Raw genomic sequence first — 18,957 nt, forward strand, 5'->3', positions numbered from 1 at the left:
CATGAAAAAGCTACTAAAACCCGCCAGCCTGTTATTTAACCTCCTTAGCCTGCTGGTCTTCTTTCTAGTCGGAGTATATATAGCGGGGTGGATCGGAGCCGGAAAAAACCAGGGACTGGCCGCCGGCGCCATTGTTTTGGGTTGGGGAGTCCTGTTTGCAGGATTGGCCTTTATCGTCTCGTTTTTTCTCACCTACCACCTTGTTCACAAAAAGATCGTGATCGGAAACTGGGTGTTGTTGGGTTGCCTGCTTTTGGGATATGGCATTACCCACTACCGGTACCAGCAACGACAAGAAATCCGGGAAGAGGAAAGCGGACCTTACCGGGATAAACCGACTGTTCCTATCCAAAAGCCCGATCAACAGGGCATGCTGACTTCTTTGGTAAGCGGAATGTCCCGCACGCAAAACCAAAATGCCGATGCAGGTATGGGATTTTTTAGCCCCAATATCTTTGACAACCCCACCCTTTATTTCTACAGCCGCCCGAATTTGGAGAAATCCATTCTCGAGCATGCGCCCTACGACAGCGTCACGTTTATTAAGAATGAATACAACCAGTTTGAAATCGCGACCGCCCCTCCCTGGCTGGTTCCGGAAATCCTGAAAATGGACTACGATATCCTCTATTTTAAAATCAAGAGTGTTACCGAAGAATTCGTGGAAGTGATTGTAAATGTACAAACCGGGCAAACCGCGTACGTGAGCAAACAGGCGGGAAAGGTGATGTACTGGCCGGAATTTTTGCTCCGGGTAAATTCGGTGGAGTTCCTACCGGGTGTCGATGCAAGCATTCGCGCCCGTCCCCTTCCTACAGCGGGAATCATACAGACCTCTTACGAATATTTGCGGCCGATACGAGTCGAGGATGATTGGGCCGAGGTATTTTTGATGAATGGAGACTTTAAAAAAGTGGGCACCGGCTGGATACAGTGGAAGCGAAACGACGAATTGCTTATTCGTCACAATTTGTTCAGTTGACCCCGAAATAGGTCCCCTCCCCTGCAGACCAAGTGCATGGACTTAAAGGACAATCGTGTATGGTATTACTTTCGTACCCCGAATCGACCTGCCGGCTTCAAATTCCTCGCGTTTGCGGATGCGTGGGTAATTTCCGAGGGCTGTAAACCTCACTAGAACCAAGCGGATGTTGCCACAGGAGAAAAAAGCAGGTCAATGGTTGTAGGACTCGGGTTTTTTTGGAAAGTCAAACGACGCAGGAGAAATAGGGAAGGGAACCGAATCAATTTTGGTTCCAATTCATTCCCAATCAAAAAGATACCCAATTCGCCAATTGCCGCACGAAATTTATTCCTCCATTTAAAAAAATTAACGAACTTAGGGTTTTACCTTGCACCCGGTAATTCCTCGCCATGAGGTTTGTCGGATAGTAAAAAAAGGCATTTATTAGTAATAGCAGACGACGAAAAACCTGGGAACTAACGACCTGATTACCGCTGTCTAAACCTCGTTTTGTGCAGAAATCAAAACTACCATTCTTATACCAAATGCCAAAAACCGCTTCATTTTCAAAAGATGTACGATCTGTCACCCGGCGAGCTGTTTGTAGGAAACGAGCCGTTTACAATAACTTCTGGGCTGCAAATACAGGATGTGCGAGCGGCGCTTAAGACGTGTTGAATATGGACATAGAATTAGTAAAATCATTAATAAGGGACCTGGAGTCGGACCGGATTGAGCGGACCGTTTCATTTCGTGAAGACAAGCTTGGCCCAGCAGTTTGCGCTTTTGCCAATGATTTTCCAAATCACCGTAAATCGGGCTATCTTTTGTTAGGGGTAAACGATAATGGGGAGACTGCTGGCATTAGGATCGGAGATGAAGAACTCCAGAAAATTGGAAGTGTAAAATCAAATGGCAATGTTTTGCCACAGCCTTCCCTGGTGGTGAGTCCGGTGTTTTCTATAGGTGGTGGCGATGTGGTCGCAGTGGAAGTAAAGCCATCCAATTATCCTCCTGTCAGGTTTAATGGCCGATGTCATATTCGCGTAGGCCCGAGAAAAGTGGTTGCCAGTAGTGAAGAAGAGCGGCTTTTAACAGAGCGGAGAGCTTCATTTGCAAAAACGTACGATTTGGTTCCTGCATTAGGCGCAACATTGCGAGATATTAGTTTGGAACATTTCAAGATCAATTACCTTCCAAACGCAATTGATAAGGACGTCCTTGAGGAGAATGGGCGGACGATTGAAGAACAACTTGCTTCGCTTCGATTTTTCGATGCACAACATCAATGTCCTACGAATGCGGGCATTCTACTTTTCGGATTGAATCCCGAGTTCTATTTACCGGGGGCGTATATTCAATACGTCAAATTCGATGGAGACCAAATGACAGCTGATGTTCTGTTTGAGAAAAAGTTTTCCGGTGCGCTGGCGACGGAGTTAGGCTTGTTGGATGGTTTTATCAAATCAAACATTTTAAAAAGTAAGCCGAGGAGAGTAGATGCATTACAAGAACAAACCATCACCAATTACCCGTATTGGGCACTCCGGGAATTGGCTATGAATGCGATTATTCACCGAAATTACGAATCCAACGCACCGATATACGTTTATGAATTTACAGACAGAATAGAGATCATAAATCCAGGGGGATTATTTGGCGAGGTTACTCCTCAAAATTTTCCAAATGCAAGTGACTACAGAAATGTGGTCCTGGCGGAGGCTTTGAAAATACTTGGTTATGTAAATCGTTTTAACTATGGTGTAAAGAGAGCTAAAATTGAATTAGAAAAAAATGGTAACGGCGAACCAGATTTTGATTTAAGTCTCACAACTAAGTTCAAGGTTACAATACCCATAAACCAAGAATGGTAATATGAGAAAGATAACGTTTTTCAACAACAAAGGTGGAGTAGGCAAAACCACCACGGTATACCATGTTGCCTGGATGCTATCGGAAATGGGTATAAAAACGATTGCTGTTGATTTAGACCCCCAATCCAACCTGACTTCAATGTTTCTCACCGGGGAGCGACTTGAGGAAATCTATGAAAACGCACTTCCAGTTACTGTACTTGACGCTATAAACCCTATTGTAAATGGAGATCCGGCTGTCCCTGTTCATCTAGAAGAAATCAATGATTATCTTCGACTAATCCCGGGGAACCTCGCCCTTTCGACGTTTGAGGATACGCTCAGTGATGCATGGCTGAAATGTCTGAATAGTGAAATCTATTCTTTCCGGATAACCAGTATTTTTAAAACCATTTTGGATGAGGCAGCAAATCGCTTCGGAGCGGACGTCATACTGATTGATGTAGGGCCAAACCTTGGAGCAATAAATAGAGCGGTTACCATTAGTTCCGACTACATCGTTATGCCCGTTGCTTCTGACCTATTTTCAATTCAGGGGATAAAAAACCTGGGCACCACGCTTAATGCATGGAAAAGACAATGGGGCCAGCGTAAAGAGCTTAAACCGACAAATCTCACGGTTGCCATACCAGAGAATGGTATGTTGCCTGCGGGGTATATTGTCATGCAATATTCAGCCAAAGAAAGCAAGCCGGTAAAATCTTATTTAAAATGGGCAAATAGAATTCCCAAAGTTTATTCAGAATTTGTAACGAGCATCCACGTAATGGATACGTTAAGCATAGAGGAAGACAGTAATTGCATCGGACTGCTCAAACATTTTAGAAGTCTGGCCCCCATGTCTATGGAAGCTCACAAGCCCATTTTTCTTTTGAAGCCTGCTGATGGCGCAATAGGCGCTCATGTATATGCGGTTAAATTTAGCTACACTGAGTTCGAAAGCTTAACCAATAACATTCTTTCAAAGTGTCCCTAGGGCTGTCAACTCGGAGTAATCGATTACCACCACATTGCTACATGAATCACACTAGATATACCGGTTGAAAACCCGTTAACCTTTCTACCGTTCCCAATAGACCCAAGCTGAAAAATATTCAATGAAGGCTTCAGGTACCGGATGCAACGTTTTTCCATTCGTCGCGACTGAGTTCCGGGAAACGTGATTTCAAGCTTGGCTGCCACGGTATTCACAGCGCATTTGTCCGTAGGCACCGCGGACCTAAATCGGGATTTATTCCCCCAAAATTTCCTTCCAGCCCTTTTGCTCGATTTCCCGAGCGCTTGCCTCTACTTTCGTTTTCAGGGAGTTTTTGAAAGTGGCAAGGCGATCGCCTACTGCCCCATCAAAGGCTCCGACGATGGAAGCAGCCAGGATACCGGCATTTTTTGCCCCATTTAGTGCCACGGTGGCCACAGGAATACCCGAAGGCATCTGCAGAATGGACAGAATGCTGTCCCAGCCATCGATGGAGTTGGAGGACTTGACCGGAACACCGATGACCGGTAAGGTGGTCAGCGAAGCCACCATTCCCGGCAAATGGGCTGCCCCACCAGCTCCGGCGATGATCACCTTTAGTCCCCGTTCACGCGCCTTCTCCGCATACTCAATCATCCGCCCCGGTGTACGGTGGGCCGATACGATCGTCAACTCGTAACCTACCTCGATCTCTTCCAAAAATTTTGCCGCCTCTGCCATGACCGGCAAATCGGACTGACTGCCCATGATGATTCCTACCTGAACCTTACTCATGCTTTTATCTTGATTAGTTCTTTGATTCGCTGTGCTTTTTCTCTCAATCGACCCATATCCGCTTCCAATACGGTCACGTGACCCATTTTTCGAAAAGGCTTGGTTAGTTTTTTTCCGTAGAGATGCAGGTACACGCCCTTTTCCTGAATGGCTTCGTCCAGCCCCTCCACCAGCGCTTCACCGGTATAGCCGGCTTCACCCAGCAGGTTGACCATGGCCGCGCCGCTGCGAATACCCGTATCCCCCAAAGGCATGCCCATGACCGCCCGCAGGTGTTGTTCAAACTGAGAGGTGAAATTGGCTTCGATGGTATGATGCCCGCTATTGTGTGGACGAGGGGCTATTTCATTCACGAGGATTTCGCCAGATTTGGTGACAAATAACTCCACGGCAAGCAACCCCACCATGTCTAATTTTTCGATTACTTTCAGCGCCAGCGCCTGTGCCTTCTGATCGGTTTCCGGCGAGATTTCCGCAGGGGAAAACAAAAACTCTACCAAATTGTGTACGGGATGAAAGGCGCACTCCACCGACGGGAACGTTTTTACCGCTCCATGTTCGTTTCGTGCTACAATCACCGCCAGTTCTTTGTCAAAATCTACAAATTTTTCCAGCAGACCCGGCACATCAAAGGCCCTCCCAATCGCGCCAGCGTCCGGAATGGTTTGTACCCCCCGGCCATCGTATCCTTCTTTTCCCAATTTATGCACCGCCGGCAAAAAATCCAGGTGTCGTGCCACATCGGCTTTGTTTTCCGTCAGCACAAACGGCGCTGTAGGAATGCCCTGATCCTGGTAAAATTGCTTTTGGGTTCGTTTGTCCTGAATCAATTCAATCACACGGGGTTGGGGAAAAACTTTCTTACCTTCCTGCTCCAGTTGGTACAACGCAGCGGTATTTACATGTTCTATTTCTATGGAAATCACATCGCATGTTTTCCCAAATGCATAGACGGTGTCGTAGTCTTTCAAATCTCCCTGCACAAACGTACGGCAAAGATTTTTGCAGGGGGCCTCCGGATCCGGATCCATTATATGGACAGTTAGGTTATAATTGATGGCGGACTGGATGAGCATTCGCCCGAGTTGTCCCCCACCTAAAATGCCAAGTACTTGTTGCTGGTAATTCGCTTGCCCCATTTAACTGGTTTTGATTGGTTCTTCCTCCCAAAAATAGGGATAAATACCGAATGGAAATAAAAAAACCGCCGGTAAAGGCGGTTTTCGTTCGCAATAGTAAGCTGGATAACTATACCGATCTACCGCCTATCAGGCGAAACAGCACGGCTATTACAGCCAGGACCAATAAAATGTGGATCAATCCTCCGACGCTATACACAAAAGCTCCAAAAATCCATCCGATGACCAGGATGATGGCGATGATATACAATAACGAGTTCATAGTGGTGTTGGTTAATATTGGTTATAAATTTTATTCAAATAGTACCAATAGTTGTGCCAAAAAGAATTTCACACGTTATCCGGTGCTGGTTTGGAGAGCCGAATACCCATAAGTTCCATCAGCTTTTGTGCATTAAAATTGGGACAGGGACCGGGCTTGATCCGGTAGTCAAAAACAATCTCCTCTTTTCGTATATCGTGGTGAAAACTATAATTCACCAGGGCCGGCATCTCACTTTCCATCTCGCTCAATTCGATATCATGGGTCGAAATAATCCCCTTGGAAGAACTTGCCGCCAACTGCCGAATCAAGGCCTCGCTACCCATAATCCGATCTGCTGTGTTGGTCCCCTTCAGGATTTCGTCCAACAAATAAAATACGGGCTTTCCAGATGCCGCCTGGTCCAGCAATCCCTTGATCCGCGCAAGCTCGGCATAAAAAGAACTTACGCTCTCTCCCAGGCTATCGGTATTTCGCATGCTGGTGTACAATTGAAATGGACCGCTGACCATCGCCGCCGCAAAGGGCGGCATGCCCATTCCGGCCAAAACCACGTTGATTCCCGCCGTCCGCATAAACGTGGTCTTCCCGGACATATTTGATCCGGTGAGCAACACCACCTGATGCTCCACGTTGAAGTCAAAATCATTGGCAACGCAATCACTGGGTTTGATGAGGGGATGTTTGACCTCCTTAAATTGCAATTCCTCTTTGGTAGACCAATGCACCGCCGCATCCAACCCTTCCTCCCGAATACAGGCAGCAAGGGAAACCAGGCCTTCCCAGTGTTCAAAGGTCTCCTCCCATTCTTTCATCTTCGTCCCGACATTCTTCTGCCACTGAACCAAGCGATATAGGACATAAAAGTCCGTCCAAAAAAAGATATTAAAAATAAGGTACATCATATTGGTTCGGTTTTCGACCAGGAAGGTGATGCTTTCCAGCTGCGCCAGGGCCCTGGAAGCAAGAAAACCATCACCCCTTACCGGCTGCTGAAAACGCAACAACAAGGGATGACGAAATTCCTGCCTCTCCAACAAATCAGCCCAGGCCTGCAGCGTTTTCAAATCACTATCGTTCGGAAGGGCTTTCATGGCCGCCATCAATGGTCGGAATACCGCTCCCAGTAACAGCAACCCTACTCCGATAAAAAAACTCAAGTAGGCACTGGAAATCATACCAAACAAAACACCAAAAAGAACGGCAAGTCCCAGGATCGGACCGATCCACAGTGGCAGGAAAAAAAATGCCTTCCAATAAATCGGCTTTTTCAACCAGTTGTAAAAGCCCGCTTTGGATTTTTCTTGCTTCAAAAAAGCCTTTCCCAGTGCTTCGAACACCGTCAAAAAATCACCATTTGCGCTCAATTCGAGCAAGGCCTCTCGCTTTTCCTTTGCCTCCGCCGGAGATAGTGGATGCTTCATCCACTGGGCCAGAAGGCTTCGCCCACCCTGACTAACTGTGTGATTAAGCAATTGAAAAAGAGAATGGTCTCCAAAAAGATCCAGGTCGCTCGAATACGGATGCCGTGCCTCTATAAAATCAGCCCCGGTATCGAATCCAGCAAATTGTCTTTCCTTGCGCTTTTTCCGGAAACCCTCCATTTCTAGCACGGAAAGATAAAAGCGCTCCAGGTCCTTCTGCCGATTAAACCGAAAAATCAATCCCACAAACAGGGCACTCATCGGCAAAAACAGCAAGGCGAGCCAATGCACTTCGGAAATCCCTACAATCAGCACCGCCGCCATGGCAAAGAACAGCACCAATCTTGCGGCAGAAAGCAGTAGCGCTTTTTCCCGAGCATCTTTCAGCGACTTTTCCGGCTCCTTTAAATCAAAATTGGTCTTCATGAACGAGATGATTGGATGGTTGAAAGGCTAAAGATAAAAAGAATTTTACGGGCACCATGCTGCGCGCACCCGCCGCGCAAGGAAACCAAAATAGCAGATCTCCGCCGGGTTACCTAAGCAAAAAAACAACCGGGGATCTTTGCCCTCATAACCTGCGGAGAATCAGCTCCCCCACAAAAACAAAAGCCCCCCTTCTTTGATGTAAATTTAATTTTTTTTAGTTTTCGTTATGTTTTTTTATGTCCAAACAAGCCATAAAGCAGTCATAATGGAGCACCATTGATTTCAACGTCATTTTTATAGCCGGAAAGGGCAGTTTTTAGCCCATATCGGCGGCTATATCCTAATTTTTGTTTTTCAAAATCAAATATATGTTTTGTTAATTTTCAAAGTGAAATAATTTGTAAAAGCTTGGTTTTTAATCCTTTTCCATACTACATTTCGTACATAAACAAAAGGTCATTGATTTACGATCACAATGGGAACACCGAAATTTACGTTGGGTAGGTGGTTTGTGTGGGCTATCCCGTTTCTGCTACTTTCCTGCCATTCCGCAGAAGAGGTGGAATTGGAAAATGCCGCTGGCATGGTTTCCTCCGAAGAGATGGCAAACATGATGGGCTTGTTGGAGGAGTTGGACCTGCTGGTATTTTCAGCCATGATGCAGCAGGATTTGACTCAAGGAAAAATTTCACCTATTCTGGATGTATCCAGTTGCCCGGGCTCGGTCATCATGCGGGACGAGAAAAACAGCCGGATAAAGGTGGATTACGGTAGTGGCTGTGTCGACGAAAGAGGTCTTCAGAAAAAAGGAGTCGTTACCATCGCTTATACCGATTCCTTTCTGATAAAAGGCAGCAGTGTTACCATCGGTTTTGAAAATTTTTCCTTGAACGGACGAAAGTTGGACGGAACAAGAAAATTGGAAAATTTGGGCTTTCAGTCCGAAAAAAGGCGTATCCGGTTTTCTTCCGTTATCAGTGATTTTCAATTTACCTCCCTAACAGGAGAAACGTACCGCCTGGATCACTCGCAAATCAAAGATTTGCATCTTTCTACGGAGGAAACAGGATTTCGGATTTACCTGGAAGGATACGGGACGGTATCGACCATTGCGGGAGAAAAGACGTCGTTTGAAATAATACATCCGGTAGTATACCTGCAGGAATGCATGGCTTCCGGAAACCCCATCCCCTCTCAGGGTAGTTTGCAGCTCCGGGGAGGAAATCAACAGGTGCTACTTACCTTCGACTCGGGTAATTGTAGCAACAAGCGTTGAAAAAGAGCTTATTTTTTTGAAGATTGATTACGAGTGGGTTGGAAGAGAAGTTGGTTAATTTTGGTAGTTGGTTAATTTTTTAATGTAGGGTTTACCCGGAGCCTCTTAACTTGGTAGTGTCAGAGGCTCCGGCTTTTTTACCCTTTTATTTCAGGCTTTCCCTCCGGGAAAAAATGGTGCACATCTCGCTGAGGAAAAGGAACTTCAATGGCGTTCGCTTCCAATGATTCCTTTATAGCCTCCATGTTGTCCCAAAAAACCGGCCATAGATCGTCGGCATTGGCCCAACACCGGACGGTGAGATCCAACGAATTGTCGCCAAAATTAGTAAAGTAAACCGCGGGTGCGGGATCACCGTGTATCCGTTCGTCCTTTTTTAAGGTATCCAGAATGACCTGTCTGGTCTTTTTCAAATCGGTACCATAGGCTACCCCTACCGCCATGTCAATCCGACGGGTTGGTTTTATGGAAAAGTTAACGATGCTGTTGTTGGCAAGCGCGCCATTGGGAATGGTTACCACCTTGTTGTCAAAATTCCGAACCGTGGTATAAAGAATGGCAATTTTTTCGACCGAGCCTAGGGTGCCCTGCGCCTCGATGGTGTCGCCCACTTTAAACGGTTTAAAGATTAGAATCAGTATTCCCCCGGCGAAGTTGGCCAGTGAGCCCTGAAGCGCCAGGCCAACGGCCAAACCGGCGGCACCCAATACGGCAATAAACGCGGTCACCTCCACACCCAGCGTAGAAAGAACGGCGAGAATCAGCACGATATACAGCAAGCCCTTCAAAAAACTGTTTAAAAACGACGCAAGGGAGGGCTCCACCTCGTACTTGATAAAAATCCTATCGGTAGCGCGTAGTGTAAAGTTGATCACCCATTTACCGATAAAATATACGAGTAAGGCAATAAGTATGCTTTTTACGGCCGTTAAAAGCAGTGGGACAATATTTTCTAGAAGCCCCTCAAAATCAAGGTTATCCAATTCCATAGTCTAATTAAAATTTTGGTTAAAATTATGTCAAAATAGAATTTTTTTTTTAAAACCAACAAATAACCTGCCATCGGAATGCCCAATGCCACGAAATTTTATAGGTAGTGATTCCCGCCGCGGCTAAAATCCGCTCCCAATCCGTTCTGCTAAACGCGCGCAAAACCGATAGCGGGGCATCGTTTTTTACCATGCGGGAGCGAGAAAAGACCGCCGTCAGCCATTTGATGCTATAGTAGGCCAGAAAATGCCGATGCAGGTCATTAATAACCAACCCGATTCTAGTGGTATCCTTGAGGTTACAAAGAATCTGGACCAGTTCCTCGTCGGTAAAATGATGGGTAAACAGGGTGCAGGTTTGTATGTCCGCCGGGGTTTTCAAAAAGTCCTTCTCAAACACATTTCCCACCCTAAACTGAATTTCAGGATACCTGGACTGGATGGTCTCGCGTGCCAGCGAAATGATGTGGGGATTGGCATCGATGCCGGTAATTTCCAGCGAGTAGCGGTTTCGGTCTCCCCATTTTTTTAGCACCAAAGCCATGTCTCCCCTGCCACATCCCAAATCGGCAATGCGGTGCGTTTTTTGACGATTTTTCCCAATCAGGTACTGTATGCCAGAGGTGGTCACCCGATTTCCTCCCAATAGCCGGTTGATGGTGCGCAGCTCTCGAAGGGTTTGCTCCAGCTCCTTGCCGCTGCATTGCAGGTCGTCCATCAACTCCTTTGTGTAACTTCTGTGGGCAAATTTGCTCATGACTTTTGGAGCAATAAGGTTTCTAAGGTAAGCCCCGGACCAAAACCCATGGCCAAGACCTCTCCCTCTATGGCAGGATCTTCCAGGATGGCGGCGAGTACGTATAAGATGGTGACGGAAGACATGTTGCCAAACATTTCGAGTACCTGGTGAGCGTGTCCATTTTGTCGTTCCTCAATGCCGAAAGCCGATTCAATTTTTTTCAGGATTTGTTTGCCTCCCGGATGAATCGCAAACTGGCGGATCTGTGCGATGTCAAATTTGTTTTCCAGGTTTTTTCGCAATTCCAAAATTCCTCGATTCAATAAATCGGGAATGTATTTGCTAAGTCTCATTTCGAAACCAAAATCACCGATCGTCCATGCCATGTCGGTTTCTCCTTCGATCAGGATATTACTCTGGTATTGGCGGATGGCCAGACCATGTTCTGCGTTTTTAACCAAAACAGCCGCGGCCCCATCCCCAAAAAGTGCATTGGCGATGACGTTATCCTCGTTGTACGCTTTTTGAAAGTGGATCGTGCATAGTTCCACACCCACAATCAATACGCGGGCGTTGGGTTCGCTACGGCAGATCCTATCGGCCAGTTTGATTCCATTAAATGCGGCATAACAACCCATGAAATGAATGGCGTAACGCTCGATCGTATTGGGAAAGCCAATCGTTTGGATAATGTCCATCTCCACTCCAGGCGCGTACATGCCGGTACAGGAGACCAACACCAGGTGTGTCACCTTCGAGGGCGGGAGTTGCGCCTCCTGCAAGCATCGCCGAATGGCCGTTTGGGCCAAAACCGGAGCCACGTTCCGAAATACCTCCATTCGCTTGGCCGTGCCCGGAAAGGGCTCCAGACTCCTGTTATTTGGAAAAAATTCAAACTTAGCCGGATCCTCGAAGTTGAAGTCATTCAGGGCACTGTATCGCTGCCGGATCCCCGATTTACGGTAAATAAAACCCAATTTTCTGCTCTCCTGAGGGTCCAACCCATGTGCCAATTGCATAAAGCGACTGATCTTTTCTTGAGAAATGGGTTCTCCCGGATTGGCCAGCCCTATGCTGACGATTTGGCTATTCATGGATTTTATTTTAGCTTGTTTTTATTGTAATTTTCAAGATAAGTAAAAAACAGTTGCCATGACGAAAAGTTATCAAGCTTTCTAACTATGTTTAAGAAATCAAGTTGGGAACACTTGCGGATTCCCTTTTCCTATTACCTGATGCCGGTATACTGGTTTGCGCTCGCCACCCTGCCCGAAATCGAACTCTTCCGGGCTGTGATGGTGTGGGTGGTTCTCCACCTTTTTTTATACCCGTCCAGCAATGGATACAACAGTTATTTTGATAAGGATGAAAAAAGCATCGGGGGCCTGAAGAACCCCAAGAAGGTCAGTCTGGACCTGTACTACTTATCCCTGGTGTTTTTTCTGATAGCTCTTGGGCTTGCGCTGGTATTGGGCACTGCCTTTTTCTGGATGGTGCTGGTCTACGGACTGGTTTCCATGGCGTACAGCCATCCCTCCATTCGGCTTAAAAAATATCCCTATGTCAGTTGGCTTACGGCAGGCTTTTTTCAGGGAGCCTTTACCTTCTGGATGTGCGTGGAAGGGCTGGGGGATTCGGAATGGTCCTGGCCACTTCCGGATAGCCTGTGGATGCCGGCATCGCTAACCAGCATCTTGCTGTTGGGTTCTTATCCACTGACACAAATTTACCAGCACGAGGAGGATAGTAAACGGGGCGATGAAACACTCAGCCTAAAGCTAGGACTTTCCGGAACGTTCGGATTTTCGTCCATCTGGCTGTTGTTGGGTGGGATTGCATTTGCCGGGTACTTCTTTTACACAAATCAACCCTGGGCGGTTTGGGTTTTCTTACTCGCCATGCTTCCGGTCGTATGCTATTTTTCGGTTTGGTTTTTTTTAGCCCAAAAAGATCCCGAACGATACGTCTCCCACAGCATGAGCATGTGGATGAACAAAATTTCTGCTACGGCTTTGAATGTCTTTTTTGTCTACCTGGTCTGGCAATCGCAGGCAGCCATCCCTTGAGGCATGATAGGGTGGGATGGATTATGGAACGGCCTTAGGTACATGGGGTCCCGGTGCGGAACGGTAGAAAAAAGGAGGCTTTTCTTGCAGTCTCCGGCATCGGGATGCCGTTCAACTACAATTTTGATGAAGGAAGCTGCCAAAAAAAAGATATTCTTTATATTGCTCCAAAATTAATTTTCAGGTATGTATAGCAACACGATTACGAAGGGCTTTCTCGCCCTTTTGAGTGCAATGATCTTCCTTGGCGCCTGTTCCACGCGATCCGGCGACCCCAGGGTATTGGTTTTTGCGAAAACCGAAGGATATTACCACGAATCCATCCCAGATGGATTGCAGGCAATTATGAAGTTGGGACAGGAAAACGGCTTTTCGGTGGATACCACCACTCAGGCCGAAATGTTTACCGAGGAAATCCTGCAACAATACAGCGCAGTCGTTTTTCTGAGTACGACCGGAGACGTACTCAACCACTATCAGGAAGCCGATTTTGAACGCTACATACAGGCAGGTGGAGGCTTTGTGGGCATCCATGCTGCGGCAGATACGGAATACGATTGGCCCTGGTATGGAAAAATGACCGGTGGCTACTTTTCAGACCATCCGGGTATCAACGACCCGCACCCCAATATACAGGAAGGAAGCCTGGACGTAGTGGACAAATCCCATGGAAGCACCTCCTTTTTACCGGACCAATGGACCCGTACCGACGAGTGGTACAGCTACAAAAACCTGAACGAAGACGTCAACGTACTGATAACCCTTGATGAAAGCAGCTATCAGGGAGGAGAGGACATGGGCGAGCATCCCATTGCCTGGTACCACGAATACGATGGCGGCAGGGCCTTTTACACCGGTGGAGGGCATACCAGCGAATCCTTTCAGGAGGAGCTCTTCTTGCGCCACCTGGCAGAAGGTATTCGCTATGCCATCGGAGCCAATAAAAAACTGGACTATTCACGGGTGAGTAGCAAGCGGGTGCCCGAAGCCGATCGTTTCGCAAAAATCAACATGGTGAGCGGGGAGTTTACCGAGCCGACCGAAATGGCCATTCTTCCGAATCTGGATATATTGGTCTCCCAACGTAGGGGCGAAATCCTGTTGTATAAAAACGGAGATTCCACCACCAATCAGGTAGCTCACCTGGACGTGTATTGGAAAACGGATGCCCCAAGAGTAAATGCCGAAGAAGGGCTTATGGGCATCAAGGCAGACCCGGACTATGAAAACAACCACTGGGTTTATGTTTTTTATAGCCCCACGGGAAAATCAGTGAACAGGCTCTCCCGGTTTAAATTTGAATCCGATGAATGGAAAATGGATACCGAGCAGGTGATTCTGGAGTTCTATTCCCAGCGGGATATTTGCTGCCATACGGGTGGATCCATCGCCTTTGACAGCGAGGGGCTGCTCTATGTATCGGCCGGAGACAATTCCACACCCTTCAACCAGCCCAACCAACCCCATACGTTGAGAGGGTATGCCCCGCTGGACGAAAGGCCGGGTTTTGAACAATACGATGCGGCGAGGTCTTCCGGAAACACCAACGACTTGCGCGGAAAAATTATCCGCATAAAAGTGAATGAAGACGGCTCCTACAGCATTCCGAAGGGCAATTTGTACCCGGAAGGAATGGCGGGAACCAAACCCGAAATCTACGTGCAGGGCAATCGAAACCCCTACCGAATCAGCGTGGACCAAAAGACCGGCTACCTGTACTGGGGAGAGGTGGGGCCCGATGCCCGGGCAGACAGCCTGGGTGTGCGTGGTCCCAAGGGCTATGATGAAGTAAATCAAGCAAAAGAAGCCGGTTTTTTTGGTTGGCCCTTCTTTGTAGGAGACAACTACCCCTACAATGCCTACGATTTTGACACCGGAGAATCTGGAATCCAGTTCGATCCACTCAAGCCGGTAAACCTGTCCCGCAACAATACCGGATTGAAAGAATTGCCGCCAGCCCAACCAGCATTTATCTACTATCCCTACGTTGAATCGCCGGAATTCCCGCAAGTCGGAACGGGCGGCCGAAATGCAATGGCAGGTCCGGTGTATTACTCCGACCTGTATCCCAATGGAGGCGGATTACCCGACTATTACGACGGAAAGCTGTTTATCTACGATTGGATTCGCGGCTGGATCAAAGCCGTGACGATGGATGAAAATGGCGACTACGTCAAAATGGAACCATTTATGGCAGACGTGCGCCAAAACGCCCTCATCGACCTGGAATTGGGACCCGACGGAAAATTGTACCTGCTGGAATACGGCAACGGCTGGTTCAGCGCCAACGAGGACGCTGCCCTTTCCGTCATTGCGTTCAACCCCGGCAACCGCGCGCCAGTAGTTACCGGAATTACCTCGGACAAAACATCTGGAACCCTTCCGCTTCAGGTGCAACTGCAAGTAAAGGCTAGCGATCCGGAAAAGGATGCGCTGACCTATACCTGGGACCTGGGGAACGGGGAATACATCGACACCACCGAACCTCAATTGACCTACACCTACGAATCCGTCGGCGATTACGATATCTCGGTAACGGTCCGGGATACCGGAGAGGAAGCTGCCAAAAGCCCAGTGCTGAACGTGTATGCTGGAAACGTTGCGCCAGAAGTACACATACAGTTTGCCGGCAACTCCTCCTTTTATTTCCCAGGAAAATCCGTTGACTACGAAGTGACCGTCACGGATCCCGATGATCCCGAAGCGGGAAATGACCTATCCACCCTTTATGTGTCAGCAGACTACATCGAGGGATTCGACCAGGCAGAAGCGGCCATGGGGCATCAGATCATGTCGGAGGCCATGGCCGGAAAGAGCATCATGGAATCCCTGACCTGCAAAACCTGTCATCAGGTAGACGAGGCGTCCGTAGGCCCTGCCTACACGGAAGTTGCCAAAAAATACGCCGACGATCCGGAAGCAGCCGATCACCTGATCAATAAGATCATTAAAGGTGGATCGGGTGTATGGGGAGAAACGATGATGCCAGCCAATCCTTCCGTAAAAGAAGGCGATGCCCGGAAAATTGTCGCCTGGGTGCTTTCGCTCGGAGAATTAGAAAGCCTGGAATCCAGCCTTCCGCCAGCTGGCAGCCTGGATCCGCTTCAGGGAAAACCCCTTTCCAACAATGGGGTCATGATCCTGAACGCCAGTTTCACCGACCGGGGTGGCGAAACTATCAAACCACTGACTAGTTCCGCTACCGCCTACCTGCGGAACAGTAAGATTAGCTTTGACGAACTGAGCGAAACATCCGGATTCGACAATGTCGATTTTGAGGGACAAAAAATCTTGATTGCCCCTACGGATCGTGGGCATGTTGCCCTCAAGGGAATCGACCTTACTGGTCTGAAAGGCATCGACTTTACGGCCGGTTCTCAAAACCCGTTTGCCTTTGGCTATCAGATAGAAGCCCGGGTTGGAAGTCCGGATGGCCCACTGATCGGTCAGTCGATACTTCGCAAAAAACCCGAACAAGGCAGAAGCCAATACGACTTCCAACTATCGTTTGAAAATGTACCGGAGGAGGAAATGCAGGACCTATACCTTGTCACGGTACCGCTGAATGAAGCGGAAAAGGTAAATTTGGCCTTTTTATCCATGGAAATGATTTCCGAATAGTACGAAGCAGGGACACATCCAGGCCTCAACCACCCTGTACCCATCGGTGCAGGGTGTTTTTTTTTCAAGCCCTGGTATTCATTAAGGCGCCGTTGAAGCGGCTGCACCCGAAGAAACTGGCACCGGACAACTCCCCCTGGATAAGCCACTGGGGGTACGAATTCAGCTCGCTCGGGTACTCCTTGTAGATTCCAGGCGGTAGGGGATTAATTCATTTTCTGAGCATAAAATTCACGCCAACTCCAACTTCCACTCCATGGGTACGATCTTCTAAAAGGCCCGTACGCGCCACCGGTAACCAGTATTGACTTCGCAAAGACAATTTCCACCGCCTGGCCAACAGGTAATTGGTCCCAATGCCCAGTCGTAAATGACTGATTGTAAATTGGCGTAAAGGGTCCGAAGCATACTGATACTCCAGTTCGGAATTGTTTTCAAACTCGTAGATAAAATCCTGTCGGGATAGGTAATTACCCAGCAGTCCGAAACCACTTTCAAAGCTCACTCCCGCAAAACTCGGGCTTCTCCAGCGCAGTTCCAGCGGGAAAAACCACTGCCGATTGGTCAGGTAGATTTCGTCCAGGCTGCTGATATCCTGGGGCACTTCGGGCAGGCCATCCACCAATGCCTGATCCAACGCCATGATTTCCTCGTCATCCAATTCCCCTTCTACCCGGTTTCGTATGGCCCCAAGGTATAGGCCCCATCCACTTTCCCATTCCAGCCCCAGGTGAACACCCTGTTGATTGGGAGTGTAATATTCAATCAGGCGGCTGATCGGAAAAACCAGGGAGGTACCGGCTTCCAGGTGAAGCGTGGTACGACTTTTTCTGGCAACGGGCATCTGGTTTAGGTTGCTGGTGTCTCCTACGACGAGCTCCTTGTCCGTTCGCATCACAAACTCCTCCTCCGGGCCGACGGGAGCAGGTGCAGCCAGGGACCTTCTCCGGGGTTGATTGCCGCCAACCTTTCCTTTCATAGAACCCTTTCCCACTTCCTGCCTACCTGTGGTAAGGGAATCATCCACCTGACTCCGCGTCTCGCCGCTCCGGGTATCGGAACGGAAACCGCCAACGGACGCTTTTGACATTGAATGGGTTTCGACACCGGCCGGGTTAGCTGTTGCCAATGGATCCAGTCCCGGACCCATTGAGCCGGTAGCGGTATTTACTTCCACGAAGCCTTGCGTTTCTGCACCATTTTCCAAGTCCTCGTATACCGGATTACCGGCTGGAGGCCCAAGGGCCGTCTTCTCTTTTACATATATTTCCCGGTATACGTACACGGTGTCCACGAGGTACACCGTATCGCTGCGGTAAATCGTATCGACACCTACACTACCCCCTTCCTGATAGAAGCGTTCAGCGGGTGTGTTTTTTTGCGTTTCCGTATACCACCACAGGCCCCCGAGAAAGAGGCCCGTAGCGTACAGGTAAGGAAAAAACCATTGCTTCCAGAAGGGGGTGCTAGACGCATACAACAGCGGGGAAAATTTTTCCCATGCTCCCTCTTCTTCCGGGGCGGAAAGCTGTTCGAGCTTGTCCCTGATTTTTTTTTCGAATGGATCGTGCTTAGCCATGATTGATTTGCTTTTCTTGGTGTAGAGCAGCCAATGCCTTTTGCATGCTTGCCTTGGCTTTCGCGTAGTTGGATTTGGATGTCCCTTCTGAAATACCCAGTTGCTCGGCGATTTCCCGATGGGTATATCCCTCTACCGCATACAGAGAAAACACCATGCGGTAGGCGGGGGAAAGGTTTTGTACGAGGGCCAGGATTTCTTCAGCGCTGATTTTGTCCAGCAGATCATCGTTAAACGAAGAACGAAGCGGTGCCTCTTCGTAACCCGGGTGCCTGTCTTCGTAGCGCTTCCTGCGGCGGAAATGATCTATAGCCGAATGGACCATGATGCGGCGTACCCAGCCACCAAAACTCAAATCGGGACTGTAAGTCTCAAGCTGCCGGAATACTTTAAGCATGCCCTCGTTGACCACTGACCGGGCTTCGTCCAGATCTGGCGTGTAGCGACGGGACACATTCAAGGCCAGCGGGTAAGCCAGTTTGAACAAGCGCTCCTGTGCTTTTCGATCATTTTTGCAACAAAGGCGAATCAGCTCCTGTAGTTCCTTGGAATCGGGTAAGTTCATCTTGATTACATCACGCTCGAAACGTCCGAAAAGGTTGCCTTACTCAAAAAAAATTCTTGCTCCAGGCAACGAAATGCTCGGAATCCAGCGTAATCCGGGGGGGAAGATAAAAAAACGGTAGCATTCGTAGAGCAAAAAACGCAGGTTTTTTGGAAAAAAGCAGCGTCGCAGATACGCGCTGTCTGGTGAAATTGCCCGAAAACCACGTTTGGATGCCCTAGAAAGACCCGTTGAAATACTCCTTAGTTCATTCGTTTTATTTACCTAACCTACCCACAAG

The 18,957-nt window shown here is 48.3% G+C and carries 15 protein-coding genes; 6 read left to right on the forward strand and 9 right to left on the reverse strand.

The features are described from left to right. Window position 1 precedes the first annotated feature (1 nt). From GCU44_RS06505 to GCU44_RS06515, 3 genes are all read left to right on the forward strand, one after another. On the forward strand, window positions 2-982 hold the full coding sequence (locus tag GCU44_RS06505) for a hypothetical protein (RefSeq protein ID WP_154855256.1): 981 nt from the start codon (window positions 2-4) through the stop codon (window positions 980-982). A 662-nt stretch (window positions 983-1,644) separates the two neighbouring features. Next, a complete protein-coding gene (locus GCU44_RS06510) occupies window positions 1,645-2,838 on the forward strand; it encodes an ATP-binding protein (protein WP_154855258.1) in 1,194 nt (397 codons plus the stop codon). A gap of 1 nt (window position 2,839) precedes the next feature. Then, entirely contained in the window at window positions 2,840-3,814 is a 975-nt protein-coding gene (locus GCU44_RS06515; protein ID WP_154855260.1) for a ParA family protein, read from the forward strand. 255 nt (window positions 3,815-4,069) lie between these two features. Here the strand turns inward: GCU44_RS06515 and purE are convergent, their stop codons facing one another. The 4 genes from purE to GCU44_RS06535 all read right to left on the reverse strand — a co-directional run bounded on the left by purE (window position 4,070) and on the right by GCU44_RS06535 (window position 7,839). Further along, a complete protein-coding gene (purE, locus tag GCU44_RS06520) occupies window positions 4,070-4,588 on the reverse strand; it encodes a 5-(carboxyamino)imidazole ribonucleotide mutase (RefSeq protein ID WP_154855263.1) in 519 nt (172 codons plus the stop codon). After that, a complete protein-coding gene (locus tag GCU44_RS06525; RefSeq protein ID WP_154855265.1) occupies window positions 4,585-5,727 on the reverse strand; it encodes a 5-(carboxyamino)imidazole ribonucleotide synthase in 1,143 nt (380 codons plus the stop codon). The genes purE and GCU44_RS06525 overlap by 4 nt, the downstream gene beginning before the upstream one ends. A 109-nt stretch (window positions 5,728-5,836) precedes the next feature. Continuing rightward, window positions 5,837-5,989: a lmo0937 family membrane protein gene (locus tag GCU44_RS06530; RefSeq protein ID WP_143057568.1), complete on the reverse strand. Its 153-nt coding sequence runs from the start codon at window positions 5,987-5,989 to the stop codon at window positions 5,837-5,839. A gap of 68 nt (window positions 5,990-6,057) precedes the next feature. Continuing rightward, window positions 6,058-7,839 carry a MutS family DNA mismatch repair protein gene (locus GCU44_RS06535; RefSeq protein ID WP_154855267.1) on the reverse strand — a complete coding sequence of 594 codons (1,782 nt, stop codon included), beginning with the start codon at window positions 7,837-7,839 and terminating at the stop codon, window positions 6,058-6,060. Window positions 7,840-8,317: 478 nt separating this feature from the next. On the opposite strand from GCU44_RS06535, the gene GCU44_RS06540 reads away from it, so the two are divergent. Then, window positions 8,318-9,118 (forward strand): hypothetical protein, encoded by an 801-nt coding sequence (locus GCU44_RS06540; protein ID WP_154855269.1) that lies wholly within the window; start codon window positions 8,318-8,320, stop codon window positions 9,116-9,118. A gap of 137 nt (window positions 9,119-9,255) precedes the next feature. On the opposite strand, the gene GCU44_RS06545 is transcribed toward GCU44_RS06540, so the two are convergent. Genes GCU44_RS06545 through GCU44_RS06555 form a run of 3 tightly spaced genes read right to left on the reverse strand, consistent with a single transcriptional unit; the run spans window position 9,256 to window position 11,940 of the window. After that, entirely contained in the window at window positions 9,256-10,107 is an 852-nt protein-coding gene (locus GCU44_RS06545; RefSeq protein WP_154855271.1) for a mechanosensitive ion channel family protein, read from the reverse strand. 49 nt (window positions 10,108-10,156) lie between these two features. Next, a complete protein-coding gene (locus tag GCU44_RS06550; RefSeq protein ID WP_154855273.1) occupies window positions 10,157-10,864 on the reverse strand; it encodes a methyltransferase domain-containing protein in 708 nt (235 codons plus the stop codon). After that, on the reverse strand, window positions 10,861-11,940 hold the full coding sequence (locus GCU44_RS06555) for a type III polyketide synthase (RefSeq protein ID WP_154855275.1): 1,080 nt from the start codon (window positions 11,938-11,940) through the stop codon (window positions 10,861-10,863). The genes GCU44_RS06550 and GCU44_RS06555 overlap by 4 nt, the downstream gene beginning before the upstream one ends. Before the next feature lie 87 nt (window positions 11,941-12,027). Between GCU44_RS06555 and GCU44_RS06560 the strand changes: the two genes are divergently transcribed. Together GCU44_RS06560 and GCU44_RS06565 are read left to right on the forward strand one after the other, a co-directional pair. Beyond that, on the forward strand, window positions 12,028-12,912 hold the full coding sequence (locus GCU44_RS06560; RefSeq protein WP_154855277.1) for a UbiA family prenyltransferase: 885 nt from the start codon (window positions 12,028-12,030) through the stop codon (window positions 12,910-12,912). Window positions 12,913-13,098: 186 nt separating this feature from the next. Next, the gene (locus GCU44_RS06565; protein ID WP_154855279.1) at window positions 13,099-16,533 is read left to right on the forward strand and encodes a ThuA domain-containing protein; all 3,435 of its coding nucleotides are present in this window, start codon (window positions 13,099-13,101) and stop codon (window positions 16,531-16,533) included. A gap of 211 nt (window positions 16,534-16,744) precedes the next feature. Here the strand turns inward: GCU44_RS06565 and GCU44_RS06570 are convergent, their stop codons facing one another. Further along, the gene (locus GCU44_RS06570) at window positions 16,745-18,112 is read right to left on the reverse strand and encodes a hypothetical protein (RefSeq protein WP_154855281.1); all 1,368 of its coding nucleotides are present in this window, start codon (window positions 18,110-18,112) and stop codon (window positions 16,745-16,747) included. Then, window positions 18,105-18,677: an RNA polymerase sigma factor gene (locus GCU44_RS06575; protein ID WP_154855284.1), complete on the reverse strand. Its 573-nt coding sequence runs from the start codon at window positions 18,675-18,677 to the stop codon at window positions 18,105-18,107. Before GCU44_RS06575 ends, GCU44_RS06570 begins: the two co-directional genes overlap by 8 nt. Window positions 18,678-18,957 lie beyond the last annotated feature (280 nt).

Source organism: Cyclobacterium xiamenense (genome assembly GCF_009467825.1).
Classification (GTDB): Bacteria; Bacteroidota; Bacteroidia; order Cytophagales; family Cyclobacteriaceae; genus Cyclobacterium; species Cyclobacterium xiamenense.